This window comes from Komagataeibacter sp. NFXK3 (assembly GCF_054182245.1).
In genome coordinates this window covers 124032-148517 of sequence record NZ_JAPIVJ010000006.1, presented here as the reverse complement: position 1 = coordinate 148517, position 24486 = coordinate 124032, and the positions used below count along the sequence as shown (strand labels likewise).

Below are 24486 nucleotides of genomic sequence, written 5' to 3'. Positions count from 1 at the left end.
GGGACGCAGCCGGCCATGGCCCTTGCGGCAGGGCCGGTGACGCCCCACTTGGTGTAGCCATGGCAACAGCATCACGCAAAAAGAAGAAAACCACCGACATCGACCCCGCCGACATGCCGGTCACCTTCCAGCCCGAGCGGCAGGCGGCCAAGCCCAAGGTCAACAAATTCAGGGTCCATTCGCCCTATGAGCCCGCGGGTGACCAGCCCACCGCCATTGCCGAACTCGTGGCGGGCGTTGAGGCGGGCGAGCGCGACCAGGTGCTGCTTGGCGTTACGGGGTCGGGCAAGACCTTCACCATGGCCAAGATCATCGAGGCCACGCAGAAGCCCACCCTCGTGCTGGCGCCGAACAAGACGCTCGCCGCCCAGCTTTATGCCGAGATGAAGCAGTTCTTCCCGGAAAATGCGGTCGAGTATTTTGTCAGCTACTATGATTACTATCAGCCCGAGGCCTACGTGCCCCGGTCGGACACGTATATCGAAAAAGACAGCCAGATCAACGAGCAGATCGACCGCATGCGCCATGCCGCAACGCAGGCGCTGCTCGAGCGCAACGATGTCATCATCGTGGCCTCGGTGTCGTGCATTTACGGTATCGGCTCGGTCGAGACCTATTCGCGCATGGTGGTCAAGCTCGAGGTTGGCGGCGAGATCGCGCGTGACAAGCTGATCAAGGCGCTGGTCGAGCTGCAGTACCGCCGCAACGATGCCGCCTTCCAGCGCGGCACCTTCCGCGTGCGTGGCGAGACGGTCGATGTCTTTCCCGTGCAGAACGAGGACCGCGCCTGGCGCATCAGCCTGTTTGGCGACGAGATTGACGAGATCAGCGAATTCGACCCGCTGACCGGCGAGAAGACCAGCGACCTCGAATCCATCAGCATCTACGCCAACAGCCATTACGTCACCCCGCGCCCCACGCTCACGCAGGCCATGACCGGCATAAAGCAGGAACTGCGCGACACGCTGGCCACCTTCACTGCCGAGGGCAAGCTGCTCGAGGCCGAGCGCCTGCAGCAGCGCACCACGTTCGACCTCGAGATGATCGAGACCACCGGCGTGTGCAAGGGTATCGAGAACTATTCACGCTACCTGTCGGGCCGCGCACCGGGCGAGCCGCCGCCCACTTTGTTCGAATACCTGCCCGAGGATGCGCTGCTGATCGTGGATGAAAGCCACGTGACCGTGCCACAGATTGGCGGCATGGAGCGCGGCGATCACGCGCGCAAGTCCGTGCTGGCCGAATTCGGCTTCCGCCTGCCGTCCTGCCTCGACAACCGCCCGCTCACCTTTGCGGAATGGGACAAATTCCGCCCCCAGAGCCTGTTTGTCAGCGCCACCCCCGGCCCGTGGGAGATCCGTCGCACCGAGGGCGTGTTTGCCGAGCAGGTCATCCGCCCCACCGGGCTGATCGACCCCGTCACCATCGTCCGCCCGGTCGAGCACCAGGTGGATGACCTGCTGGCCGAATGCCGCCAGACCATTGCCGATGGCGGGCGCGTGCTGGTCACCACCCTGACCAAGCGCATGGCCGAGGACCTGACCGAATACATGAACGAGGCGGGCATCCGCGTGCGCTACCTGCATTCGGATGTGGATACGCTCGAGCGCATCGAGATCATCCGTGACCTGCGGCTGGGCGCATTCGACGTGCTGATCGGCATCAACCTGCTGCGTGAGGGGCTGGACATTCCCGAATGCTCGCTCGTCGCCATCCTTGATGCCGACAAGGAAGGCTTCCTGCGCTCGCGCACCTCGCTTATTCAGACCATTGGCCGCGCCGCGCGCAACGTCGATGGCCGCGTGCTGCTCTATGCCGACAAGATGACCGACAGCCTGGCCTACGCCATCGAGGAAACCGCGCGCAGGCGCGAAAAGCAGAGCCTGTGGAACGAGGAGCACGGCATCACCCCGCAATCGGTGCGCAAGCATATTGGCGAGGCCATTTCCTCGGTGTTCGAGCAGGATTATGTCACGGTGGCCCCCACGGCCGATGGCAGTGTGCGGGAGATGGTGGGCAAGGACTACAAGGCCGCCATCGCTGACCTGGAAAAGAAGATGCGCGACGCCTCGGCGGAGCTGGAATTCGAAACCGCCGCCCGCCTGCGTGATGAAATCCGCAGGCTCGAGGCCCTCGAACTCGGCATGGAGCCGCCGCCGCTGCCGCAATCAAGCGCAGGCATGCCGGGCACCAGCCCCAAGGCCATCGCCCGGCGCAACCGTGGCCCCGTGCCGCTCGGTCCGGGCGGGGGTGGTTATGATCCCGAGCAGGCGAAGGGAAGGGGAAAGCGCCGTGGGCGATAGGGCCATGCCGCCATGCGCGGGGCAGCATGAACGCGAGATGTCCGCAACGCTGGAACTGAGCGCAGGCGCCGCCCGCCTTGGCCTGCTGCCCGATCTTGGCGGCAGCATCGCCTTCTGGCGCAGCGGCACGATGGATTTCCTGCGCCCGCTGGCCGACCCCCACCTTGTGGCCCAGCACGGGCGCGCGGTGGCGGGGTATCCGCTCGTGCCGTTTTCCAACCGGGTGGCGGGCAACCAGTTCCGTTTCGAGGGGGTGGATTATCACCTCACCCCCAATTTTGGCGGCGAGAACTGCGCCATTCATGGCAATGGCTGGCAGCACCGCTGGCGAATCGCCATGCTGTCGGACAGTAGCGCTACGCTCTCGCTTGATCACGCGCCCATCGGCCAGCGCGCGGGGGAATGGCCGTTCAGCTACCGCGCCCAGCTGCGCTATGACCTGCGCGAGGCCGGGCTTTCGATCGGCATCCTGATCGAGAACACCGATACCCGCAGCCAGCCCGTGGGCATGGGGTTCCACCCCTATTTTCCCCGCCATGCCGGGCTCAGGGTGGGGTTCGCGGCCAGCAGCGTGTGGACCAGCGCGCCCGATCACCTGCCGCTCCTGCGCATCCCGGCGGAGGGGCAGTGGTCATTCGCCCATATGCGCGACGTGGGTGAGGCGGCGATTGACAACTGCTACGCCGGATGGTCGGGCAGCGCCTTCCTGCGCTGGCCGCGCGAGGGCTATGCCCTGACACTCGAGGGCAGCCCCGAACTGCGCCACCTCGTGCTGTTTACGCCGCCCGGCCAGCCCTATATCGGGCTGGAGCCGGTCAGCAACATGAATGATGGCTTCAACCGCATGGCCATTGCCGATAGCGGTGTGCGCGTGCTCGCCCCCGGCCAGAAGATGGAAGGGCATATCCGCATGACGGTGGCGCGATGCTGAAAACCCGTGCCGCCACAAAGGATGGCAAGCCCGCGACCGGCGGCCTGTCCTGCTACATCACACCCGCGGGCATCGAGGCCATGCGGCTTGAACTCAATGCCCTGCTGCGTGATGAACGGCCAAAAATCGTTGAGATCGTATCGTGGGCGGCAGGTAATGGCGACCGCTCGGAAAATGGCGACTACCAGTATGGCAAGCGCCGCCTGCGCGAGATCGACCGCCGCATCCGCTTCCTCACCAAACGCATCGATAATGCCATCATTGTCGATCCCGCCGCCCAGCCACGGCGCGACCGGGTGTTTTTTGGCGCGACCGTGACCTATGTGAGCGAACGCGATGAGGAACGGACCGTTACCATCCTCGGCGTGGACGAGGCGGATATGGCGGCGGGCCAGGTCAGCCTCGTCTCGCCGGTGGCGCGTGCCCTCATGCGCGCGGGCGTGGGCGATGAGGTGAAGCTGGTCACCCCGCGCGGGGAGGAAATGATCGAGGTGATCGCCATTGCTTATCCGCCTTTACCCTGAAAGGGGGGCTGGCCGTGGGGCGGAAGGCATATTATGACATTTGGCTGCGGGTGGTTGCCTTTTGTTACCATCGGCTCGAACCGGACCTGTTCCGCGCGGAGAAACTGATCCTATGTCACGCCCCCTGAAGGTTGCCGTCCAGATGGACCCGCTTGGCGCCATCGACATCAATGGTGATTCCACATTCGCCATGATGCTCGAGGCGCAGGCCAGGGGCTATGAACTGTTTGTCTATCAGGTCGAGGCGCTGAGCCTGAGCGAGGGGCGCACCAGCCCGCAGGGCCACCGCACGGACCGCGTCACCGCCCGCGCGCGCCCGGTTACGGTGCAGCGCAAGGCGGACGACCACGCCACCTTCGGCCCCGAGCAGGTGATCGACCTTGCGGGCATGGACGTGATCCTGATGCGCCAGGACCCGCCGTTCGACATGGCCTATATCACCGCCACCCATATCCTCGAGCATATCCACGGCATCGGCCCCGACCGCGCGCTGGTGGTGAACAATCCTGCCGCCGTGCGCAACGCGCCCGAGAAGATCCTGGTCACGCATTACCCCGACCTCATGCCCCCCACGCTGGTGACATGGGATGTGAAGGCGATCCTGGAATTCCGCGCGAAATGGCGCGACATCATCGTCAAGCCGCTGTTTGGCAACGGGGGGGCTGGCGTGTTCCGCATCCGCGAGGATGACCCCAACCTCAACGCCCTGCTGGAAATGCACTTCGCCCGCTCGCGCGAGCCGCTGATGATCCAGCGCTACGAACCCGCCGTGCGGCAGGGCGACAAGCGCATCATCCTTGTCGATGGACAGCCCGTGGGGGCCATCGACCGCATCCCCGCCGAGGGCGAGACGCGCTCGAACATGCATGTGGGCGGCAAACCCGTGCGTGCGGAACTGACCGCGCGCGACCGCGAGATCTGCAACGCCATCGGCCCGATGCTGCGCGAGCAGGGGCTGATCTTTGTCGGGATTGACGTGATCGGGGAATGGTTGACCGAGATCAATGTCACATCCCCGACCGGCCTGCAGGAAATTGACCGTTTTGACGGCATCAATACCGCTGGCCTGATATGGGATGCGATCACATCCCGTCTGGTCGCGGGCGGCGTGAGCGCGTAGAGATTGAACCGGTGTTCATGGCAGGCACGGTGGTCGTGGCTGTCGCGCCCTGTGGCGTGACACCGGATAGGGATTACAGGCAGTTGCGCGGGCCGTGTGGCGCGTGGGCAGGTCAGGTGGAATTGTAATGCAGCACGATGGGACGGATTTGATCATGGCAGACGCAGCACGGAAGGGGGCTGGCCATGCCCTTTTCCATGGCCACGACAAGGGAGCAGCCCGATGAGCGATGTCCTGCCCAATGAAGCCGCCGAGACGGTCGTGGATATCCCGTCCCCCCGCGCCGCGATGGATGCAAATGCGGTCAAGGCGGCCTATCGCCGCTGGGCCAGCGTGTATGATGCGCTGTTTGGCAGCATTTCCACCTTTGGCCGCAAGCGCGCGGTCGAGGCGGTGAACACGCTGCCCGGCAGCAAGGTGCTGGAAGTGGGCGTGGGCACCGGCCTGGCCCTGCCATATTACCGGTCCGACAAGCGCATTACCGGCATCGACCTGTCAGGCGACATGCTCGAGCGCGCCCGCCAGCGTGCCGCCCGCATGCATCTGTCCAATGTCGATGCGCTGCTGGAAATGGATGCCGAGGCCACCGGCTTCGAGGATGGCGCGTTCGATATTGCGGTAGCCATGTTCGTGGCCTCGGTGGTGCCGCACCCGCGCGCGCTGCTGGCTGAACTCAAGCGCGTGGTCAGGCCGGGCGGCCATATCCTGTTCGTCAATCATTTCCTGGCCGAGGGCGGGGTCAGGCTTGCGGTCGAGCGCGGCATGGCGCGGGCCTCGCACTCGCTGGGCTGGCACCCTGATTTTGCCATTGAATCCCTGCTGCCTCCCGCTGACCTGCGCCGCGCCACCCTGCAGCCGGTGCCGCCCGCAGGCCTGTTCACCCTCGTAACACTCGAGCGTGAAGCGGATGACTGTGCCAGCCCGATGGTGGCCTGAGCCACAGCGGCACAGCCCTGCCCCAGCGGCAGGGCTGAAATGACGATTGCGCGACCACACGGGCGGCCCACAGGGTCGTTTTTGTGTATAAGTCGCGGTATATGATGAAATCATGGTAACGATTGGCCATGCCATAAGCGGCGCATGGCAGCAGGGAGTACATCGTATGCCCACAGGCACACAGTTCGGGGCGGATGCGGTGCAGGATGCGGGGGCCTGTCACTACAGGACCATCGGCATGCTGTATCTCGTCATGGCCATTGTGGCGGGCCTTGTGGGCGGATTGCTGGCGGTCGGGCTGCAGGCGGGCCTGCTGCCCCATGCCCTGATCGATGCCTGGGCCGGGGGCGACACGCCCGGCGCCATGGAGCGCATTGCGCGGCGCCATGGCATGATGATGGTCTTCTTCTGTGCGCTGCCAGCCCTTACGGGCGGGTTTGGCAACTGGTTCGTGCCGCTGCTGCTGCGCGCGCGCGCGCTGGCACTGCCGCGCGTGGCGCTGGCGGGGTGGGGGCTGGTTGCGGGCAGTTTCGTGGCCGTGCTGGCCGGGCTTTCACCCGCGCTGCCCGCGCAGGTTTCGCTGCTCGCGCTGCTGGGCTGGTGCCTGGGCATGCTGATGCAGGGCATCTGCATGGTGGCGACCGTGCTGAACATGGGGCCGATGGGCCAGCGCCTGCGCGACCTGCCGCTGTTTGTGTGGGCGCAGGGGCTTGCGGGCATGATGGCGGTCATGGTCATGCCGGTCATGGCAGGGGGGCTGACGCGCATCTGGCTGGCTGGCGGCGATGTCTCCACCCATATCGATGCGCTGCTGCATGCCTTTTCCGGCCCCGAGATCGCACTGCTGCTGCTGCCTTCTATCGGGATCGTATCGCAGGTTGTCGAGACCTTCTGTAACCGCCCGCTGCAGATGCCGCGCCAGGTGCTGGGTGCGCTGGTGGTCATGTCGGTGGGTGGCAGTTCCGTCTGGGTGCATGACCTGCTGCATGGCGGGCTGGCGCATCTGGCGGCCCCATCGGCTGCGGTGCAGCTCGGGCTGATCGTGGTGCCTGTGCTGGTCGTGCTGGTGGCATGGGCGCAGACGGTGCGGCTGGGCCATATGCGCGCTTCCGTGCCGATGGAATGGGCGGTGGGCTTCGTGGCCCTGCTGCTGGCAGGTTCCGTCATGTCGCTGCTGCCCGGCGGCATGTCCGATGTGCATGCCGCAACGCTGTATGCCGCCGTCTTTGCACTGTTTGCGGGCTTCTATTACTGGATTGGCAAGATGGTGGGCCACGTGGCCCCGGTGGGTGCGAGCCGCCTGCATTTTGCGCTGACGGTGGGCGGAACCGTGCTGTCGCTGCTGGCATTCCATGGGGCGCTGGGCGTGCTGGGCGCGGTGCTGATGGGCCTGTCGGTGCTGGTGTTCGCAGGCATCGTGGTGCAGGCGGGCCTGCGCCCGGGCAGCACCCTGCCGGATAATTACTGGGGGCCGGGTGCCCGCACGGCTGAATGGCAGGTACCCTCCCCCGCGCGCGAAAAGGCATGACCATGAGCGGCACCGTAACCAATCCGGCCAGTGAAGCTGGCCTTGCCTATGATTCCAGCCGCGTCGGCACGCTGGCGCGTGACTGGCTGCTGCTGCTCAAGCCGCGTGTCATCTCGCTGGTAGTGTTTACGGGGGCGGCCGGCCTGGCCATGGCGCCGGGGCCAATCAACCCGCTGGTGGCTGCTGTCAGCATCCTGTGTGTGTGCATGGCCTCGGGTGCCGCGGGCGCGATCAACATGTGGTATGACCGCGACATTGATGCGGTGATGAAGCGCACCGTCACCCGCCCCATCCCTGATGGGCGGATCGCGCCGGATGCGGCGCTGGGCTATGGCATCGGCCTTTCGGTGGCGTCGGTCATCCTGCTATGGCTGGCCACCAATGCGCTGGCGGCGGGCATCCTCGCGTTTTCCATCTTCTTCTATGCCGTGATCTACACGATGTGGCTCAAGCGCTCGACGCCGCAGAATATCGTTATCGGGGGAGCCGCCGGCGCCTTTCCGCCCATGATCGGCTGGGCTGCAGCCACGGGGTCGATGGCCATCATGCCGGTGGTCATGTTCGGCATCATCTTCTTGTGGACACCGCCGCATTTCTGGTCGCTGTCGCTTTACGCGTGCAAGGATTACGGGCGGGCGGGCATTCCCATGCTGCCCGTGGTCAGGGGTGCGCGGCATACGCGTTGGCAGATCCTGTGGTACACCATCATCCTCACGGTCGTCTCGCTGGTGCCGTCTTTCATGCACCTTGCGGGCTGGCTGTACACGGTCGTGGCCAGCGTGCTTGGCGCGGGCTTCATCCTGTGCGCCATAGGCGTGCTGCGGGACAGGCAGGATGCCAACGGGGTGAGCCTGACAGGCGATGGCCCGGCGCGCCGCTCTTTCCGCTATTCGCTGGCCTACCTGTTTTTTCTGTTCCTTGGCCTGCTGGCCGACCATGCCTTCATTGCCCACTGAGCGGGCTGTTTTCACATACGGGAGATCAGGCTTATGGAGCCAGTAGCAACCGCGCAGGTAAGCCCGCAGCAGGAAGCGCAGGAGGCTCTGCGCCGGCACAGGGGGCGGATCAAGGCCGTGGCCGTTACGCTCTCGGCGCTGGCGTTGATCCTCTACGCGCTCAGCCTCGCCCCCTTATAAAGGGAACAGTGTAAAATTTTTTGGTGAAGCTTTTTCAAAAGCTTTGAAAAGAGCTGGCATGCGGGGATTGGTTTACCGTGCGCCGCACATAAAAAAGGCCTGCATCATACGATGCAGGCCTTTTTCAGTAGGGCTGGTATCAGCGGCGCGGTGTCTGCTGAATGGCCGAAAGCAGCCATGTGCCGAGACCTGCCGCGCGCACGAAGGTCCACAGTTCCGTTACGGTGGTGCGGTTTGAAGGATCGCCCTCAAGCACGCGGCCCGTCATGTCGGTGGTGATGTCGATCATGGAATACTGCATGGCCACGGTGGCGTAGTCGGCCCCGTTTTCACGCCAGCTTTCCACCAGGTCGCCCCGCTCGAAATGCACGTCGGACACCACGTTGCGCACGCCCCGGCTGGCAAGCTCGGTCAACTGGTTGTTGAAGTAGGACACCATCTCCGGCGTGGCCATGTGGCGCATCGCGTCCACGTTCTGCTGGCTCCAGGCGGTCTGGATATTGATCACCGCCTGCTGGAAGGCCTGGTAGTCGGCTGCCGTGATGGCCACACCCACACTCTGCGGGCCGCCCTGTTGCGGGGCGGCGGGCCCTGTGGCGCCAAAGGGGCTTGCGACGGGCCCGCCAGTGCCACCAGCCCTGTTGCTAAAACGGCGGATTGCCCACCGCACCAGGAAGAAGATCAGCGCCAGCTGGATCAGCAGGCCAAGGAAGCCGCCGCCGCCCATGCCCGAACTGAACATGCCATGGCCAAACACCATGCCAAACAGCCCGGCACCGATCAGCCCGCCCATGAACCCGCTCATGAACGGGTGGCGGGGCCGCGCCATGGCCATGCCTGCACCGGCACCATACGGGGCCCGCGCGCCATAGCCGGGCGCCTCCTGGCGTGGTGTCATGGTGCGCTGGAAGGGTGTTGCGCCAAACGGGGCGGTCTGTGAGGGAGCGGGGGCGCTGTAGGTACGCGAGCCACGGCTGCCCATCGACATGCCGCCACCCGCGCGGGCATCCGCCACGTCGGGGTGCGCCACGAGGGAGAGCATGCTCAGGGCCGCGCCAGCGGCGAGGATGATGCTTTTACGCGGCATCAGGCGCGAGGAATTCTGTTTCATCTGGGTCAGGGTATCTGCAATCCTGTATCGGAACCATCATTATCCATGCAGCCTGCATGAGATCGGGCCACCTTTGACCAGATATAAGTAAGCCCGCGCCCCCATAACAGGGGCAACGGGCTTACAGAAACATGAAATCACGGAAAGGCAACGATCACGCCCCGGCAATCACCATGTCATCAATGCGGATGGTCGGCGCGTTGGTGGACTGGCGGAAGGTCAGGTCATTTGCCACAACAAGGCGGGCGAACATGTCGTTGAGGTTGCCAGCCACGGTCAGTTCAGCCACCGGCTCGGCCAGCACGCCATCCCGGATCATGAAGCCCGCGGCGCCACGGCTGTAATCACCGGTAATGCCGTTGATGGCCGAGCCCATCATCTCGGTGATGTAGATGCCCTCGGCAATATCGGCCATCAGTTCGGTGGGCGTGAGCGTGCCGGGCTGCATGTGCATGTTGCCCAGCGAGGGCGCGGGCGGCCCGGACGTGCCCCGGCTGGCGCAGCCATTGGGGGGGAGGCCAAGCTGGCGGGCGGAGCGCGAATCAAGCGCCCAGGTTTTCAGCACGCCATTTTCCACCAGCGTGCGGGTGGCGGTCAGCATGCCCTCGCCATCAAACGGGCGCGCGCCGGGGCCACGCACCCGCCTTGGGTCGTCAATGATGGTGATGCCCGTGGGCATGATCTGCTGGCCCATCTTCTCCTTGAGGAAGGAGGTGCCGCGCGCGATCGAAATGCCATTGATCGCCCCCGAAAGGTGCCCGAGCAGCGAGGTGGAAACGCGCGGGTCGAGCACGATGGGCAGCCGCCCCGTGCGCGGGCGCACCGGGTTGAGGCGGGCCACCGTGCGCTCGCCCGCGCGGCGGCCGATCACGGCGGCATCCTCAAGGTCGGCCAGATGCACGGTTGAATGGTAGTCGTAATCACGCTGCATGTGCGTGCCCGATCCCGCCACCACGCTGGTCGAGACCGAATGGCTGGTGCGGGCATAGCGGCCCGAAAAACCAGCCGATGTCATGAGGATGATGTCCGACAGGCCGGAACTGGCCGAGGCCCCGTTGCTGTTCGACACGCCAGCCACCGCAAGGGCCGCTTCCTCCGCCGTGCGGGCGCGGGCCATGAGGTCGGTGGTGCTGGGGGTGGCGGGGTCGAACAGGTCGAGGCCCGCGGCATCGACAAAACCGTGCTGCGCCTGTTCGCACAGCCCGGCAAAACGGTCCTCGGGCACCACGCGGGCCATGGCCACCGCGCGGGCGGCCAGCGTGTCGAAGCGTTCGGGGTCGAGTGCGGTGGCCGAGACGATGGCCGCGCGCTGGCCTACGAACACCCGTAAGCCCAGGTCGCACGTTTCGGAGCGCTCGAGGTCTTCCGTGCAGCCATTGCGCACCTGCACGCCATGGGCCACGCGGTTGACGTATATGGCATCTGCCGCATCGGCCCCTGCCGTGCGGGCGCGGCCGATGAGGTCAGCGATCAGGTCGAGGGGACTGGCATTCATGCCGCGAGCGCTCCCGTAATGCTGTCAAGCGAAGGCAGGTGGCTGACCGGCCCGAGCGAGGCCAGGGTGGGCCTGCCGCTGAAGATGCGGGTGGCGACACGCTGCACGTCTTCTATGGTGACGGCGTCGATCTTGCCCACGGTCTCGGTGGTGGGGATCAGGCGGCCAAACACCTGCAACTGGCGGGCAAGCTGCTCGCAGCGGCTGCCCGTGCTCTCCAGCGACATGAGCAGCGAGGATTTGAGCTGGGCGCGTGCGCGCGCAAGCTCGCTGGCATTGACGGTGTGGCGCACCTTGCGCAGTTCCTCCAGCGTGACCGGAACCAGATCGGCCACCTGTGCCTCGCCCGTGCCGGCATAGATGCCGAACAGCCCGCCCTGGCGGAACGGCGCGTTGAAGGAATAGACCGAATAGACCAGCCCGCGCTTTTCACGGATTTCCTGGAACAGGCGCGAGGACATGCCACCGCCGAGCAGCGTGGAGAGCAGCAGGGCCGGGTAATAATCCGGGTCGCCATACGGCATGGAGGGAAAGCCGAGCACGATATGCGCCTGGTCGAGTTCACGCTCCTGCACGAACGACCCGCCCACGTAGTTCACGCCGGGCTGCGGCGGCACGGTGCCGGTGGGCAGGTCGGCAAAGTGCTTCTGCACAAGGTCGACCACGCGGCCATGCTCGAGGTTGCCCGCCGCCGCCACGATGGTGTTGCCCGCCCGGTAATGGGTGCCCATGTAGTTGACCAGCGTTTCGCGCGCCATGGACTCGATGCCCGCTTCCCTGCCCAGCGTGGGGCGGCCCATCGGCTGGTCGGGAAAGGCGGTTTCCTGGAAATGGTCGAACACGATGTCGTCCGGCGTGTCGTTGGCCTGGCCGATTTCCTGCAGGATCACGCCGCGCTCGCGCTCGAGTTCATCGGGTGCGAGGCTGCTATGGGTCAGGATATCACCGATGATGTCCGCACCCAGATCAAGGTTTTCCTTGAGCAGCTTGACGTAATAGGCCGTGTGCTCGCGCGCGGTGTAGGCGTTGATGTGGCCGCCCACGTTCTCGATTTCCTCCGCGATGCCCACGGCGGTGCGGGTGCCCGTGCCCTTGAAGGCCATGTGCTCGAGAAAATGGGAAACCCCGTTCTCCGCCGCACTCTCGTTACAGGTGCCCGCGGCGACATACGCCCCGAGCGAGATGGTTTCCACCCTGTCCATCCGTTCGGTCACGATGGTCAGGCCGGAGTCCAGTCGGGTCACATTGATCAGGTCGGTCATGCTGGTCCTGCGGGCGGCGTGGCGCCTTGGCGCCAGCAACCCCTTGTTTACGTAAGATGGATGGGGGAAAGGCTCAGGGCGCGTTGGTCAGGACCGCCGCGCGCACCTTGTCCTCGATCACGCCCAGATCGGCAGGCACCACGGTGTAGCGCTCGGGCCGGTCATACAGGTCGGCAAGCGAGTCGGGCAGGGCCGGGCGGATGCCGGTGGCCTTCGCCATCGCATCGGGGAACTTGGCCGGGTGCGCGGTGGACATGGCCACCATGGGAATGCCCGGCTCACGGAAGGCGCGGCCCGCCGCAATGCCGATGGCGGTGTGCGGGTCGGCCAGGTAGTGGCTGCGCGTGTTGAGCGTGCGGATTTCGGCTGCCGTCGCGTCATCATCGAGCGCCATGCCGTGGAACAGGGCATTGGCGCGGTCCCACACGGGGGTTGCGACCTTCATCACGCCGGTCTTGCGGAAATCGGTCATGATGCGCGCGCAGGCCGCGGCGTCGCGGTCGAGCAGTTCGAACAGAAGGCGCTCGAAGTTGGAAGACACCTGGATATCCATCGAGGGCGACAGGCTGGGCACCACGCCGTGGATGCTCATGTCGTTCTCATTGAGGAAGCGGCTCAGGATGTCGTTGCGGTTGGAGCCCACGCACAGCGCGCGGATGGGCAGGCCCATGCGGCGGGCCACCCAGGCTGCCAGCACGTTGCCGAAATTGCCGGTGGGCACCGCGAACGACACCTCGCGGTCGGGTGCGCCAAGGGCGAGGGCGGCATAGACGTAATAGGGCACCTGCGCTGCAATGCGCGCCCAGTTGATGGAGTTGACCGCCGAGAGGCTCATATCCGTGCGGAAGGGCAGGTCGGCGAACATCGCCTTGACCAGGTCCTGGCAGTCATCAAACGTGCCCTTGACCGCAAGGTTGGTCACGTTGGGTTCCAGCACGGTGGTCATCTGCCGGCGCTGCACCTCCGATGTGCGGCCCTCGGGGTGGAGGATGACCACGCGCAGGCGCTCGCGGCCCCGGCAGGCCTCGATGGCGGCCGAGCCGGTATCACCCGAGGTCGCACCCACGATGGTCACTTTCTCGTCACGCTCGGTCAGCACGTGGTCGAACAGGCGGCCAAGCAGCTGCATGGCCATGTCCTTGAAGGCCAGCGTCGGGCCGTGGAACAGTTCCTGCACGAACAGCCCGTCTTCCACCTGTGTCAGCGGCACGATGGCGGGGTGATCGAATCGGCTATAGGCCTCGCGGCACAGCTTCAGCAGCACATCGTGCGTAATCGACCCTTCGGCGAAGGGGGCGATGATGCGGGCCGCAAGCTCCGGGTAGGGCAGGCCACGCAGGCCGCGCCAGTCATCGACCGAAAGCTCGGGCCAGCTTTCCGGCAGGTACAGGCCACCGTCCTCTGCCAGCCCCGCCAGCAGAACGGACGAAAAATCGCGGACGGGGGCTTGCCCCCGGGTAGAAATATAGCGCATGGCGCCATCATAATCCCAACCGCCCCCCGCGCGAAGGGGGCGCAGGCCCCGTGCGGGCGATTCCGCTGGCGGTGTGTCAGAATTTCGGCGGGGGCAGGTGGCCTACATTTATGCGGTAGATATGCACCGGCCACTGTATGGCATTGGCGCCGCCATTGAGCGGGGCCGTGCGGTCAAGCTGGGCGGCGGGCACGTAAAGCTGGCCGTCCTTCGTGGCAAACGAGCCTGCGGGCCAGTGCAGGCGCGGGTCGGTCACGATTTTCTGGTACACCCGGTCGGGCATCAGGCGGAAGATGCTGCCGGTCGAGACATCATTGAAATACAGCGTGCCATCCGGCCCCACGGTAATGCCGCCGAGGGGGGGCGTCTTGTACCACAGCGTCGGCCCTTCCTCGAGTTCGATGGGGGTGACGTCGGGGTCGACCAGCAGGTCGGTATCGAGCTTGTAGACCGGGCCGCAGAGCGGCTCGAAATACAGCCACTGCCCATCGGCGCTGATATCCATCTGGCTGATATTGACAATGGCGGTGTGGCCTGCCGGGTTGGTCGCCACCTTGCCCTCCACCGTAATGGGCTGGTGGGCGGTCAGCGCAGGCGTATGCTCCATCAGGCGGCGCTGGATGTTGGTTTCGAGCTGGATCACGATCATGGCCGGAACCCCGGCGTCGCCCACAAAGGCATGGCCACGCGCCACGCGCATGGTGGCGGCATAGCTGCCCGCGCGCAGCATGTCGGGGTTGAGCGGCCAGGTCTGGAGCACGCGCTGGCCTTTTGTATCGAGCTTGATGATCTTGGGGCCACCCTCGAGCGGCCTGCCCGCGGGGTCGGGCTGGCCACTATCGAGCACCCATAGCGTGCCATCGGGCTGGAGCTGCATGTCAGCCGGTGCCACAAGGCGCGAGGAGGCCGGGGCAGCAGGATCATTCCATGTGGCGTCGGGGTAGGGCTGCGGGTTGCCGCTGGCATCGAGCACGGCAAGCCCCGGACCGGAATTGCCTGCCCAGCGCGGCAGTTCGACCAGCAGCCTGCCATCGGGCAGCACCACCACGCGGTCCCATGCGCTGGTGGAGGAGGATGCGACCTCCTCCAGTGCCGCGGGCGGGTTGAGCGGCGGCGCGGGCTTGGCGGCATGGGCTGCGGGCAGCATGGCCAGCAGGCTGGCGCCGCAGGCAAGGAGAAAGCCCGCATGGCGCAGGCGGCGGAAGGCTGTAGGGATCATGGCGTGCATCGCGCCTTATCTCGTCACGAACGGGGACGAATGGCAAGGCCATGATGCGGCATGCCCGCCCTGACCTGATGCGTGCCGAGAAAGCCAGATAAAGTTTTTAGTGAAGCTTTTTTCAAAAAGCGTCGAAAGAGGCCGCCTTTTTGAAAAAAGGCGGCACCCAAGACTTTTATGAATTCAAGGGGCTTAGACCTGCGCGCAGTAACGCTGCCGCAGGTGGCGCAGATACGGACCGGTATTGGGCACCGCCCCCGTGGCGTCGCGCACGATCTCCTTTGTGGTGGCCCCGCTGCCACGGGCATGGATGCGCGGGCGCAGCCAGTCGAGCAGGGGCGTGAAGTCGCCCTTTGCGATGGCAGGCATGATGGCGGGGTTGTCGCGCATGGCGGCCTCGCGCAACTGCGCTGCAATGATTGCGCCCAGCGTATAGGTGGGGAAATACCCCCACGAGCCGGACGGCCAGTGGATATCCTGTAGGCAGCCCAGACGGTCATTGGGCACTTTCAGGCCCAGCAGGTCATGGATGCGGGCATTGAAGGCCTCGGGCAGGTCGGCCAGCTTCATTGTACCCGCGATCAGCGCGGTTTCCATCTCGTAGCGCACGAGGATATGGGCGGGATAGGTCACCTCATCGGCATCCACGCGGATGAAGCCGGGCCGCACGCGGGTGACAAGGCGGTGCAGGTTGTCAGCCTCCCACGGTGCATCATTACCGCTGCCGCCAAAGGCCGTGCGCAGGCGCGGGGCCATCCAGTCCATGAAGGGACGGCTGCGGGCCACCTGCATTTCCATCAGCAGGGACTGGCTTTCATGCAGGCTCATGCCGCGCGCCTCGCCCACGGGCTGGGCGCGCCAGTCTTTCGGCAGGCCCTGCTCATACAGGGCATGGCCGGTTTCATGCACGATGCCCATCAGCGCGTTGATGCAGTCACCCTGCTCGTAACGGGTGGTGATGCGCACGTCATCCTCCGCCCCGCCGCAAAACGGGTGCAGGCTGACATCCAGCCGCCCGCGCTGCATGTCAAAGCCCAGGGCGGCCATGGTTTCGCGGCCCAGTTTTTCCTGCGCGGGCACGGCGAACGGGCCGGTGGGGGCAACGGGCGCAGGCAGGCTTTTCTGGTGGTCCAGCGCGGTTGCGATCAGGTGGGGCAGTTCGCTGGCCAGTTCGGCAAAGACGGGGTCGATATCCGCCTGCCGCGTGCCTGCATCATACTGGTCAAGCAGGGCGTCATAGGGGGAAAGGTTGAGGGCCCCGGCCTTGGCGGCCGCGACGGCGCGCGTGCAGTCCAGCACGGTTTGCAGGTGGGGCAGGAGCCCGGCGAAATCGCTGTCCTGCCGCGCGGTGCGCCATGCCATCTCGCAGCGCGAGGCCGCGCGGGATGTCGCCTCCACCAGGTCACCGGGCACGGCGGCGGCATGGGCGTGCTGGCGGCGCATCTCGGCCAGGTTGGCCGTGGCCATGGCGTCCTTGCCGGGTTCGGCGCGGGCCAGCAGGTCGGGCATGTCGGGCGCGGTCATGAGCTCGTGCGAGAGTACGGCAAGGGTGGCGATGCTCTCGGCGCGGCTGTCGGCAGCGCCTGCGGGCATCATGGTGTCCTTGTCCCACCCCAGAATGCCGAGTGCGTTGCGGATCTGCCCCATGCGGGCAAAACGCTGGCGCAGGATGTCATAGGCCTGCTGGCCGGTGGGGCGGGACGGGATGTTCATGCGCACTCCTGCGTAAAAATCATGCCCACCAGTCTGTAAGACATAAGAAAGTTTTTGGTGAAGCTTTTTTCAAAAAGCTTCGGAAAAACGCCGCCCGGCGTTCGGGTTTCGCCTGCAAACCATTCCTTAACCTCCCGCCCTGTATGCAAACCAGTCCTGTCAGCAATCAAGGGAAAGCGCATGCCATGAACGCGATGACGGGGCGCACGGGCCTGCTGGCACGCGGGCAGGTGGCGCTACGGGCGGGCGACATGGCGGGGGCCCGCGCCTGTTTTGCCACCATGCTGGGGTTCTGGCCCGATGATCCTGACGCTCTGCATGGCCTTGCCTGTGTTGCGCTGGCGCTTGGCCGGGCGGATCGCGCCATCAGCCTTGCCGGGCGGGCGCGGTGTGTCGCGCCGCCGGGGCATCCCCATCTGGGGCATTATCATGAGGTGCTGGCCCGCGCGCTGCTGGCCTGCGGGCACCATGCCGCCGCGCGGGCCGCGATCCGGGCCGCCTGCCTCTGCCGCCCCGATGATGGCGCGATCATGCTGGCGCAGGCCGAGGTCATGGAGCGCACGGGCGATATCGCGGCGGCAGAGGCGGCCCATGCGCGGGCCGTGGCGTTGGGCGGCGTGGCCGCGCGGGTGGCGCAGGCGCGTTTCTGGCAACGGCGCGGGCGGGGTGCGGCGGCGCTGGCCCAGATGCGCCATGTGGCAGCGCATGCCCCGCATGATGGCACGGCGGTGCATGAACTGGTGGGCATGCTGCTGGCCCACGACCACCGGGAAGAGGCCGAAGCCGTGCTGCGCCGCCGACTGGCCCATGACGGGCGCGACGGGCAGGCGCTCTCCACCCTTGGCGCCCTGCTGTTTGCCTCGGGCCGCCTGCGCCCGGCGGCCACCATGCTGCGCGCGGCCCTGCGCCATGATCCCGCCCCCGAAACGGCAAGCAACCTTGGCCTGACCCTGATGGCGCTGGGAGAGATGGCGAAGGCGCAGGCCGTGCTGGCTGATGCCTGCCGCGCACGGCCGGATGATGCCCGCATTGCCCTCAACCACGCCACCGCCCTGTTTGAATCCGGCCGGCATGCGCAGGCTGGCACGGCCTTTGAGGATCTGCTTGCCCGCAGCCCCACGCCCGATCCGGCCACGCTGTCGCGCGCGCGGTTCAATCTGGGGGTGGCAAGGCTGGCCGAAGGGGATCTGGCGCTGGGCTGGGCGCTGTGGGAATCCCGCCTCGCCTTCATGCCGCCACATCCTGCCGCGCACCGCCTGCCGCGCTGGCAGGGCCAGGCGCTGCCTGCGGGGCGCAGGCTGCTGGTCACGATGGGGCAGGGGCTGGGCGATGCGGTGCATTTCCTGCGCTATGTGAGGCTTGCGGCAGCGCGCGTGCCGGTGGTGCTCGACGTGCCGCCCGGCCTGCGCCGCCTGGCGGCCACGCTGGGGCAGGCGGTGGGTGAAAACACGCCGCACCCGATCGAAATTATCACCCCCGATAAAAATGACTGTCAGGGCGTGGCCTGCCAGTGCGACCTGTTCAGCCTGCCCGCCCTGCTGGGCGTGCGTGCGGTGGCCCCGTTCCGGCCCTATCTGGGGCAGACTGCGTGGCGGCGGCAAAACCATGCCGGGCCGTTGCGGGTCGGGCTGTGCCATGCGGGCAATGCCGCCTATCGTTTTGATGCACGGCGCTCGATCGCGGCTGAAGCACTGGCCGCGCTGGCGCAGGTGGAGGGGGTGACGTTCATCTCGCTGCGCCCCGGTCGTAATCCTGCGCAGGACGCGGCTTTCATGCAGCACGAACTGGCGGCGGATGCGGACCTGCTTGCAACATCGCGCCTGATCGCCACGCTGGATCTGGTCATCAGCGTTGATACGCTGGCCGCCCATCTGGCAGGAGCCATGGGCTGCCCGGTCTGGCTGCTCAGCCGGTTCGGGGGGGACTGGCGGTGGTCAGCCGCATTTGACGCGGATCAGGGGCAGGGCATCTGCCCGCCCGTTTCCGTGCCGGGTGCTGGCGGCCCAGCCCCTGCCAGCCAGTGGTATGACAGCGTGCGCGTGCTGCGCCAGCCCGCCTTGCTGCCGCCTGGCCAGGCATGGCAGCCCGTGATTGCGGGCCTCGTGACCGCCCTGCAGGGCTGGGTCAGGCAGCGCAGGGGGTCAGATTGTAATGGATTCGAGCTCGGATGACCGGCGCTGGGCTGCTGCTTCCGCCTCCTGCAGGCCCGACAGCAGGGCCGCGCGCAGGCGGTCGAGGCGGCCCTTGTCGGTAATTTTCAGCCCGAACAGGTCCTTGACGTAAAATACGTCCACCGCCCGCACGCCATAGGTGGTGATGTGGGCGGAGGCGATCTGAAGTTTCTGCTCGCTCAGCGCCGCGGTCACGTCATGCAGCAGGCCGGGGCGGTCGCGCCCGTTGATTTCAACCACCGTGCAGGTGTTTGACGCGCGATTGTCGATCACCACGCGCGGCGGCACGTGAATTGCGCGCATGCGCCGGCCTGCAATCCTACGGCCACACTGCGCAATCTCGCGGTTGATGTTGATCTGCCCGGTCAGCGCCTGCTCGATCAGCAGCGACAGGCGGGCAAGCTGCTGCGGTTCCTCAAACGCAGCGCCGCCTGCATCCTGGATCCACAGCGTGTCGAGCGCCATGCCGTTGGTCATGGTGTGAATGCGCGCATCCACGATCGAGGCGCCTGCAATGGCCACCGCGCCCGCAATGCGCGAGAACAGGCCCGGATGGTCTGCGGCGTAGATGGTCACCTCGGTCACGCCACGCGCGGGCAGGGGCTGGGTCTCGACCGTAAGGGGGGAGTGGAGTCGCTCGGATTCGCCAATCAGCAGGGCATGGCGGGCATGGGTGTCGTGATCGAAGGACAGCCAGTAACTGCCATAGCCCAGCCCCATGAAGTGCTGCACGTCGGCCTCGTTCATGCCGTCTTCCACCAGCCACCCGGCGGTGGCGGCCTTGGCGCGCTCCACGCGCACGTCGCGCTCGGTGGTGGCAAGGCTGCCCTCCAGCACCTCGGCCACGCGCATGTAAAGCTCGTTGAGCAGCGTCGCCTTCCAGGCGTTCCACACGCGCGGGCCAACCGCGCGCATGTCCACGATGGTCAGCAAAAGCAGCAGCCGCAGCCGCTCGGGCGACTGGATGATGTCGGCCAGGTCAAGGATGGTCTTGGGGTCGTCGATATCGCGCTGGAAGGCGGTGTGGCTGAGCAGCAGGTGGTGCAGCACCAGCCACGACACGGTTTCCGTCTCCTCGCTGTCCATGCCCAGTTCGGGGCAGACATACAGCGCGATCTGCGAGCCGATTTCCGAATGGTCGCCCCCGCGCCCCTTGGCGATGTCATGCAGCATCACCGCCACGTACAGCGCCCGGCGTGAATGCAGGTTGCGCGCCAGGTCGTAGGCTACGGGAATCTCGTCGGCCCTTTGGCCGTGCTCGACCCGGCCAAGGATGCGCAGCGCGTCGATGATGTGCTCGTCAACCGTGAACACATGGTAGGTGTCGAACTGCATCTGCCCCACCACGCGCGACCAGTCGGGCAGCAGGCGGCCCATCAGCCCGGTCTCGTTGAGGATGTGCAGCCAGTAGGCGTTGCCCTTGCGCCGCCCCTCATCCATCAGGTGGAAGCTGGGGATGGCATCGGGCTTTTCCTCTTCCGCGCGCGCTGCGCGCTGCGGGCGCTCGGGGGGAGCGCCACACATCAGGTCGAGGAAGATGCGGGCGGTCTCGGGGTCGCCACGCAGGCTGGCGGCCTTGCGCTCCCAGCGGATGAGCTGGTGCATGGCCATGGGGTGGATGGGCAGCTTGCGCTTGTTGGCCCAGTCCAGCAGGCGCATCATCTGGATGGGTTCATTCTCGAACGACGTGCCGCGCTGGGGCAGGATGCGGCCGTCAATCACGGTAAAGCCCGCATCGCGCATCTGGCTGTCGGCCTCGGGCGCATTGGCCACGGGGCCGAGGGCCTGGCGCAGCACGGCGGGCTCGAGCACCAGGGTCAGGCGCATGACCTCGCGCACGGTCAGGAAGTAGTGGCGCATGAAGCGCTCCACCCCCACCTGCCGCCCGTGGCGCGTATAGCCCATGCGCCCGCCAACCACGGGCTGCACGTCGAATGTCAGGCGCTCTTCCGCCCGGCCGGACACGTAATGCAGGTGAAAGCGCACCCGCCACAGGAAGTCCCATGCGCGGCGCGCGCGCTTGGCCTCGGGCTCGGTCAGCAGCCCAAGCTCGCTGAAGCCCGGCGCCAGCAGGTCGGACACATGCCGCGTGCCAAAGGTGTAGCGGCACATCCAGTACAGTGTCTGGAGGTCGCGCAGGCCGCCGCGGCCTTCCTTCACGTTGGGTTCGACAAGGTAGGGGCTGTCGCCAAAGCGCTGGTGGCGGGCGGCGCGCTCCTTACGCTTGTCGGTAATGAAGCGATCGGCGCCGGATTTGACGCAGGCCACGATGTAGCGGGCCTGGAACATGGAGAACAGCGATTCGCTGCCGGTCAGGATGCGGGCGTCGAGCAGGGTGGTGCGCACCGTGGTGTCGGCTTCCGCCTCAGCAATACACTCGTTGATGGTGCGGGTGGCGTGGCCCACCTTCAGCCCGAGGTCCCACAGGAAATACAGGATGTATTCCACGCAGCTGCGCATGTCCTCGCCCTGCGCATCGGGGGTGAGGAACAAAAGGTCGATATCGCTGAACGGGGCGAGCAGCCCGCGCCCGTAGCCGCCGGTCGCCGCGATGGCGAACGGGGCCTCATGGTGCGAATCGATGCCGGTCTGCGCCAGCGCGTAGGCGCCGAGCACCCGGATCATGCCATCGGTATAGGCCGCGAGCAGCTTGCCTGCCTCAGCGCCCCCAAGGCGATGATGCTCGAATTCCTCGCGCACATGCGCCTGGTAGCGCGACAGGTGGCGGCGGAACAGCCGGATCGCCTCCTCACGCGGGGGAAGGGCGTGCGTGCCGTCGTGCTCCCTTGTGGGGAACAGGGCGGCATGAAGGGCGTCGGTCATCGCCTCGACGGAGGAGGCGGGAAGGGGGGCAGCGTTCGACATCGTGGGCGGATGGCGTCCTGTAAGTGGCGAGAATGATCCAGTCCGGGAGTGTGCCGCCCTTGATGGGGTCAGGTCCAGAGCCGTATCAGGGTTTCAGCAGTTTTTTGAGTTTATAGAGCATTTCCAGTGCCGTGCGGGGGCTGAGTGCGTCGGGGTCCAGCGCCTCGAGCATTTCAAGGGCGGCGGGAGGCACGGGCACCTGCGCGGGCTCGGCTTCCACCGCTTCGGCCTGCTGCTCGAACAGGGGCAGCGGCGGGGCCTGCCGGCCGCGTTCCTTTTCCAGCATGCCCAGAAGGCGGCCCGCGCGGCGCACCACGGGTTCGGGCACGCCTGCCAGCTTGGCCACATGCACACCCCAGCTGCGCCGCGCCGAGCCGGGCACGACCTCATGCTGGAAGATGACCTGCCCCTTCCATTCCCGCACGCTCATGGTGTGGGGGGTGAGGCGGGGCATGGTGTTGGCGAGTTCGGCCAGTTCATGGAAGTGGGTGGCGAATATGGCGCGGCAGCGCAGGGTGGAATGCAGCGTTTCGAGCACCGCCCAGGCTATGGCCAGCCCGTCGAGCGTGGAGGTGCCGCGCCCGATCTCGTCCACCACCACGAGGGAGCGCGGGCCGGCCTGGTTGAGGATGGCCGCCGTCTCGGTCATTTCCACCATGAAGGTCGAGCGCCCGCGGGCGAGGTCATCGGCCGCACCCACGCGCGAGAACAGCCGGTCCACCACGCCAAGGCGCATGCTGGCCGCTGCCACCGGCAGCCCCGCCTGCGCCAGGATGACGGCGAGCGCCGCCTGCCGCAGGAAGGTGGACTTGCCCGCCATGTTCGGGCCCGTCAGCAGCATGATGCGGTGGTCGGGCTCGAGGTCGCAGTCATTGGGGGTGAAGCGGGTGTTGCGTGGTAATGCGGCTTCCACCACCGGGTGGCGGCCCGCGCGGATGATGAAGGATGTATCATCGCCCACCACCGGGCAGCACCACGCGCCACCGCCCGCCAGCACCGCGCAGGACTGCGCGATGTCGATCACCGCAAGGGCGGCGGCCATGTCCGGCAGGGCGGCTTCATCAAGGATGTGGCCCACCACCTGCGTAAACAGGTGGCGCTCGCGCAGGGCAGCGTTCTCGGCGGCCTGTGCGATCTGCTGGTCAAGGCTGGCCAGCCGCTCGGTGGCAAAACGGCTGGAACTGGCCGTGCCCTGGCGCATGATCAGGTCATCACGCCCGCGCAGGCGGGTCGCTGCCGCGGCAGGCACCTCGATCACGTAGCCAAGCTGGGCGTGGTGGCGGATCTTGAGGTTGGCGATGCCGAATTCCTCGGCATATTCCTTCTGCAGCGCTGCGATGATGCGCCTGCTGCCATCGCGCAGTTCGCGCTGGGCGTCGAGTTCCTCATCATAGCCCGCGGCGATCGTGCCGCCTTCATCCATGCGTGCGGGCGGGTTTTCGCTCAGCGCGCGCTCCAGCAGGGCCTGAAGCGCTTGCGCACGGTCAAGGTGGCCCGCAGCCTGCGCCAGCAGCGGCGGCAGTTCCGCCTGCCGGTTCAGGATCTGCCCGATCTCACGCGCAACCCGCAGCGCCAGCCGGATGGCCCCGGCATCACGCGGCTGCCCGCGCCCGAGCGACAGGCGGCCAAGCGCGCGGGCCATGTCAGGGGCCGTGCGCAGGTGGGTGCGCAGGTCATCACGCACGCCCGGCCTGTCAAGTAGCCAGACCCACCCGGCCTGCCTGCGGGCAATGCGGTCGGGGTTGGTCAGGGGCGCTGCGATCCAGTCGGCCAGCATGCGGCTGCCCGCTGCGGTAACGGTGTTCGAGACGGCGGCAAACAGGGTGTGCTCGGTCGTGCCATCACGCGTGCGCAGCAGGTCGAGGCTGGCGCGGGTGGCGGGGTCAAGGCCGAGCACGTCCTGGCTGTCGCTGGGGCGGGGGTGTGACAGGCGCGGCAACTGGCCTGCCTGGCTGCGGCGGATGTAGTCCAGGGCGGCGGCGGCGGCCTGAGCCTCCGTATCGCTGAAGGTGCCGAATGCATCGGGGCTGGCCACGCCAAAGGCCTCGGCCATGCGGGTGCGGGCGGCCTCGGCGCCGGGCGGGGGCACGATGGGGGTGCGGCGGGGGGCGAAATCACCCAGCTCCACGTTGTCCGCGCACAGGATCTCGGCGGGGTCGAGGCGGCCAAGCAGGTCGTTCAGGTCGCGCGAGGGCACGCTTGCGGTCTCGAACAGGCCGGTGGAAATATCGATCCACGCAAGGCCGGGATCGCCCGCGTCACGCCCGGTGGGGCAGATGATGCAGGCCAGCAGGTTCTGGCGGCCTGCTTCAAGCAGTTCATCTTCCGTCAGCGTGCCGGGCGTGATCAGGCGCACGACCTCGCGCCGCAGCGGCCCCTTCGAGGCCGGTCGCCCCTTGCGCGGCTGCTCGGTCTGCTCGGCCACTGACACGCGGAAGCCCCGGCGGATCAGCCGCGCTAGATAGGCCTGCGCCGCATGCACCGGCACCCCGCACATGGCGATGGGCTGGCCTGCATGCGTGCCGCGCGCGGTGAGCGAAATATCAAGCGCCGAGGCCGCTGCCTCGGCATCATTGAAGAAGAGTTCGTAGAAATCTCCCATCCGGAAGAACAGCAGGGCGTCGGGGTGTTCGGCTTTGAGCGCAAACCACTGCGCCATGGCGGGTGTGGCGCCTTCGGGAGATGGAAATGTCATGTC

Annotated in this window: 17 protein-coding genes; 9 read left to right on the top strand and 8 right to left on the bottom strand. The window is 66.5% G+C overall.

The genetic code is table 11. From position 1 onward, the window contains the following. The first annotated feature begins 59 nt into the window (after positions 1-59). From uvrB to OQZ28_RS08655, 8 genes are all read left to right on the top strand, one after another. Entirely contained in the window at positions 60-2303 is a 2244-nt protein-coding gene (gene uvrB, locus OQZ28_RS08690; protein WP_458135839.1) for an excinuclease ABC subunit UvrB, read from the top strand. 37 nt (positions 2304-2340) lie between these two features. Continuing rightward, complete coding sequence (locus OQZ28_RS08685; RefSeq protein ID WP_458135864.1) at positions 2341-3234, top strand: aldose 1-epimerase; 894 nt, start codon at positions 2341-2343, stop codon at positions 3232-3234. Then, on the top strand, positions 3228-3758 hold the full coding sequence (gene greB / locus OQZ28_RS08680; RefSeq protein WP_458135838.1) for a transcription elongation factor GreB: 531 nt from the start codon (positions 3228-3230) through the stop codon (positions 3756-3758). The genes OQZ28_RS08685 and greB overlap by 7 nt, the downstream gene beginning before the upstream one ends. 112 nt (positions 3759-3870) lie before the next feature. Continuing rightward, positions 3871-4878 carry a glutathione synthase gene (gene gshB, locus OQZ28_RS08675; RefSeq protein WP_458135837.1) on the top strand — a complete coding sequence of 336 codons (1008 nt, stop codon included), beginning with the start codon at positions 3871-3873 and terminating at the stop codon, positions 4876-4878. Between the two features lie 222 nt (positions 4879-5100). Beyond that, positions 5101-5814, top strand: coding sequence for a class I SAM-dependent methyltransferase (locus tag OQZ28_RS08670; RefSeq protein WP_130730060.1), 714 nt, complete (start codon positions 5101-5103; stop codon positions 5812-5814). A 166-nt stretch (positions 5815-5980) separates the two neighbouring features. Continuing rightward, entirely contained in the window at positions 5981-7342 is a 1362-nt protein-coding gene (locus tag OQZ28_RS08665; protein WP_458135836.1) for a cbb3-type cytochrome c oxidase subunit I, read from the top strand. 2 nt (positions 7343-7344) lie between these two features. After that, entirely contained in the window at positions 7345-8298 is a 954-nt protein-coding gene (locus tag OQZ28_RS08660) for a heme o synthase (RefSeq protein ID WP_130730059.1), read from the top strand. 33 nt (positions 8299-8331) lie between these two features. Next, the gene (locus tag OQZ28_RS08655; RefSeq protein WP_165399083.1) at positions 8332-8478 is read left to right on the top strand and encodes a hypothetical protein; all 147 of its coding nucleotides are present in this window, start codon (positions 8332-8334) and stop codon (positions 8476-8478) included. 139 nt (positions 8479-8617) lie between these two features. Here OQZ28_RS08655 and OQZ28_RS08650 read toward each other — a convergent pair whose 3' ends face one another. From OQZ28_RS08650 to OQZ28_RS08625, 6 genes are all read right to left on the bottom strand, one after another. Beyond that, entirely contained in the window at positions 8618-9589 is a 972-nt protein-coding gene (locus tag OQZ28_RS08650) for a Tim44 domain-containing protein (protein ID WP_458135835.1), read from the bottom strand. 154 nt (positions 9590-9743) lie between these two features. Further along, positions 9744-11084, bottom strand: coding sequence for a TldD/PmbA family protein (locus OQZ28_RS08645; protein ID WP_458135834.1), 1341 nt, complete (start codon positions 11082-11084; stop codon positions 9744-9746). Next, positions 11081-12346 (bottom strand): M16 family metallopeptidase, encoded by a 1266-nt coding sequence (locus OQZ28_RS08640; protein WP_458135833.1) that lies wholly within the window; start codon positions 12344-12346, stop codon positions 11081-11083. The genes OQZ28_RS08645 and OQZ28_RS08640 overlap by 4 nt, the downstream gene beginning before the upstream one ends. A 73-nt stretch (positions 12347-12419) precedes the next feature. Further along, positions 12420-13820 (bottom strand): threonine synthase, encoded by a 1401-nt coding sequence (gene thrC, locus OQZ28_RS08635; protein ID WP_458135832.1) that lies wholly within the window; start codon positions 13818-13820, stop codon positions 12420-12422. Between the two features lie 76 nt (positions 13821-13896). Then, the gene (locus OQZ28_RS08630; protein WP_458135831.1) at positions 13897-15039 is read right to left on the bottom strand and encodes an L-dopachrome tautomerase-related protein; all 1143 of its coding nucleotides are present in this window, start codon (positions 15037-15039) and stop codon (positions 13897-13899) included. A gap of 192 nt (positions 15040-15231) precedes the next feature. Then, positions 15232-16752 (bottom strand): carboxypeptidase M32, encoded by a 1521-nt coding sequence (locus tag OQZ28_RS08625; protein ID WP_458135830.1) that lies wholly within the window; start codon positions 16750-16752, stop codon positions 15232-15234. Positions 16753-16937: 185 nt separating this feature from the next. Here OQZ28_RS08625 and OQZ28_RS08620 point away from each other — a divergent pair, with 185 nt between their 5' ends. Continuing rightward, entirely contained in the window at positions 16938-18923 is a 1986-nt protein-coding gene (locus OQZ28_RS08620; RefSeq protein WP_458135829.1) for a tetratricopeptide repeat protein, read from the top strand. Here the strand turns inward: OQZ28_RS08620 and OQZ28_RS08615 are convergent. After that, positions 18894-21788: a [protein-PII] uridylyltransferase gene (locus OQZ28_RS08615; RefSeq protein ID WP_458135828.1), complete on the bottom strand. Its 2895-nt coding sequence runs from the start codon at positions 21786-21788 to the stop codon at positions 18894-18896. The genes OQZ28_RS08620 and OQZ28_RS08615 overlap by 30 nt on opposite strands. Positions 21789-21873: 85 nt before the next feature. Continuing rightward, on the bottom strand, positions 21874-24483 hold the full coding sequence (gene mutS, locus OQZ28_RS08610; RefSeq protein WP_458135827.1) for a DNA mismatch repair protein MutS: 2610 nt from the start codon (positions 24481-24483) through the stop codon (positions 21874-21876). Between the last annotated feature and the right edge of the window lie 3 nt (positions 24484-24486).

What these genes read in the sequence shown, in the direction of transcription:
- OQZ28_RS08650 (WP_458135835.1), bottom strand. Translation starts at nt 9,589, where the DNA reads ATGAAACAGAATTCCTCGCGCCTGATGCCGCGTAAAAGCATCATCCTC.
- OQZ28_RS08625 (WP_458135830.1), bottom strand. Translation starts at nt 16,752, where the DNA reads ATGAACATCCCGTCCCGCCCCACCGGCCAGCAGGCCTATGACATCCTG.
- OQZ28_RS08660 (WP_130730059.1), top strand. Translation starts at nt 7,345, where the DNA reads ATGAGCGGCACCGTAACCAATCCGGCCAGTGAAGCTGGCCTTGCCTAT.
- OQZ28_RS08640 (WP_458135833.1), bottom strand. Translation starts at nt 12,346, where the DNA reads ATGACCGACCTGATCAATGTGACCCGACTGGACTCCGGCCTGACCATC.
- uvrB (WP_458135839.1), top strand. Translation starts at nt 60, where the DNA reads ATGGCAACAGCATCACGCAAAAAGAAGAAAACCACCGACATCGACCCC.
- OQZ28_RS08665 (WP_458135836.1), top strand. Translation starts at nt 5,981, where the DNA reads ATGCCCACAGGCACACAGTTCGGGGCGGATGCGGTGCAGGATGCGGGG.
- OQZ28_RS08655 (WP_165399083.1), top strand. Translation starts at nt 8,332, where the DNA reads ATGGAGCCAGTAGCAACCGCGCAGGTAAGCCCGCAGCAGGAAGCGCAG.
- mutS (WP_458135827.1), bottom strand. Translation starts at nt 24,483, where the DNA reads ATGACATTTCCATCTCCCGAAGGCGCCACACCCGCCATGGCGCAGTGG.
- OQZ28_RS08630 (WP_458135831.1), bottom strand. Translation starts at nt 15,039, where the DNA reads ATGATCCCTACAGCCTTCCGCCGCCTGCGCCATGCGGGCTTTCTCCTT.
- OQZ28_RS08615 (WP_458135828.1), bottom strand. Translation starts at nt 21,788, where the DNA reads ATGTCGAACGCTGCCCCCCTTCCCGCCTCCTCCGTCGAGGCGATGACC.
- OQZ28_RS08670 (WP_130730060.1), top strand. Translation starts at nt 5,101, where the DNA reads ATGAGCGATGTCCTGCCCAATGAAGCCGCCGAGACGGTCGTGGATATC.
- gshB (WP_458135837.1), top strand. Translation starts at nt 3,871, where the DNA reads ATGTCACGCCCCCTGAAGGTTGCCGTCCAGATGGACCCGCTTGGCGCC.
- thrC (WP_458135832.1), bottom strand. Translation starts at nt 13,820, where the DNA reads ATGCGCTATATTTCTACCCGGGGGCAAGCCCCCGTCCGCGATTTTTCG.
- OQZ28_RS08620 (WP_458135829.1), top strand. Translation starts at nt 16,938, where the DNA reads ATGAACGCGATGACGGGGCGCACGGGCCTGCTGGCACGCGGGCAGGTG.
- greB (WP_458135838.1), top strand. Translation starts at nt 3,228, where the DNA reads ATGCTGAAAACCCGTGCCGCCACAAAGGATGGCAAGCCCGCGACCGGC.
- OQZ28_RS08645 (WP_458135834.1), bottom strand. Translation starts at nt 11,084, where the DNA reads ATGAATGCCAGTCCCCTCGACCTGATCGCTGACCTCATCGGCCGCGCC.
- OQZ28_RS08685 (WP_458135864.1), top strand. Translation starts at nt 2,341, where the DNA reads ATGTCCGCAACGCTGGAACTGAGCGCAGGCGCCGCCCGCCTTGGCCTG.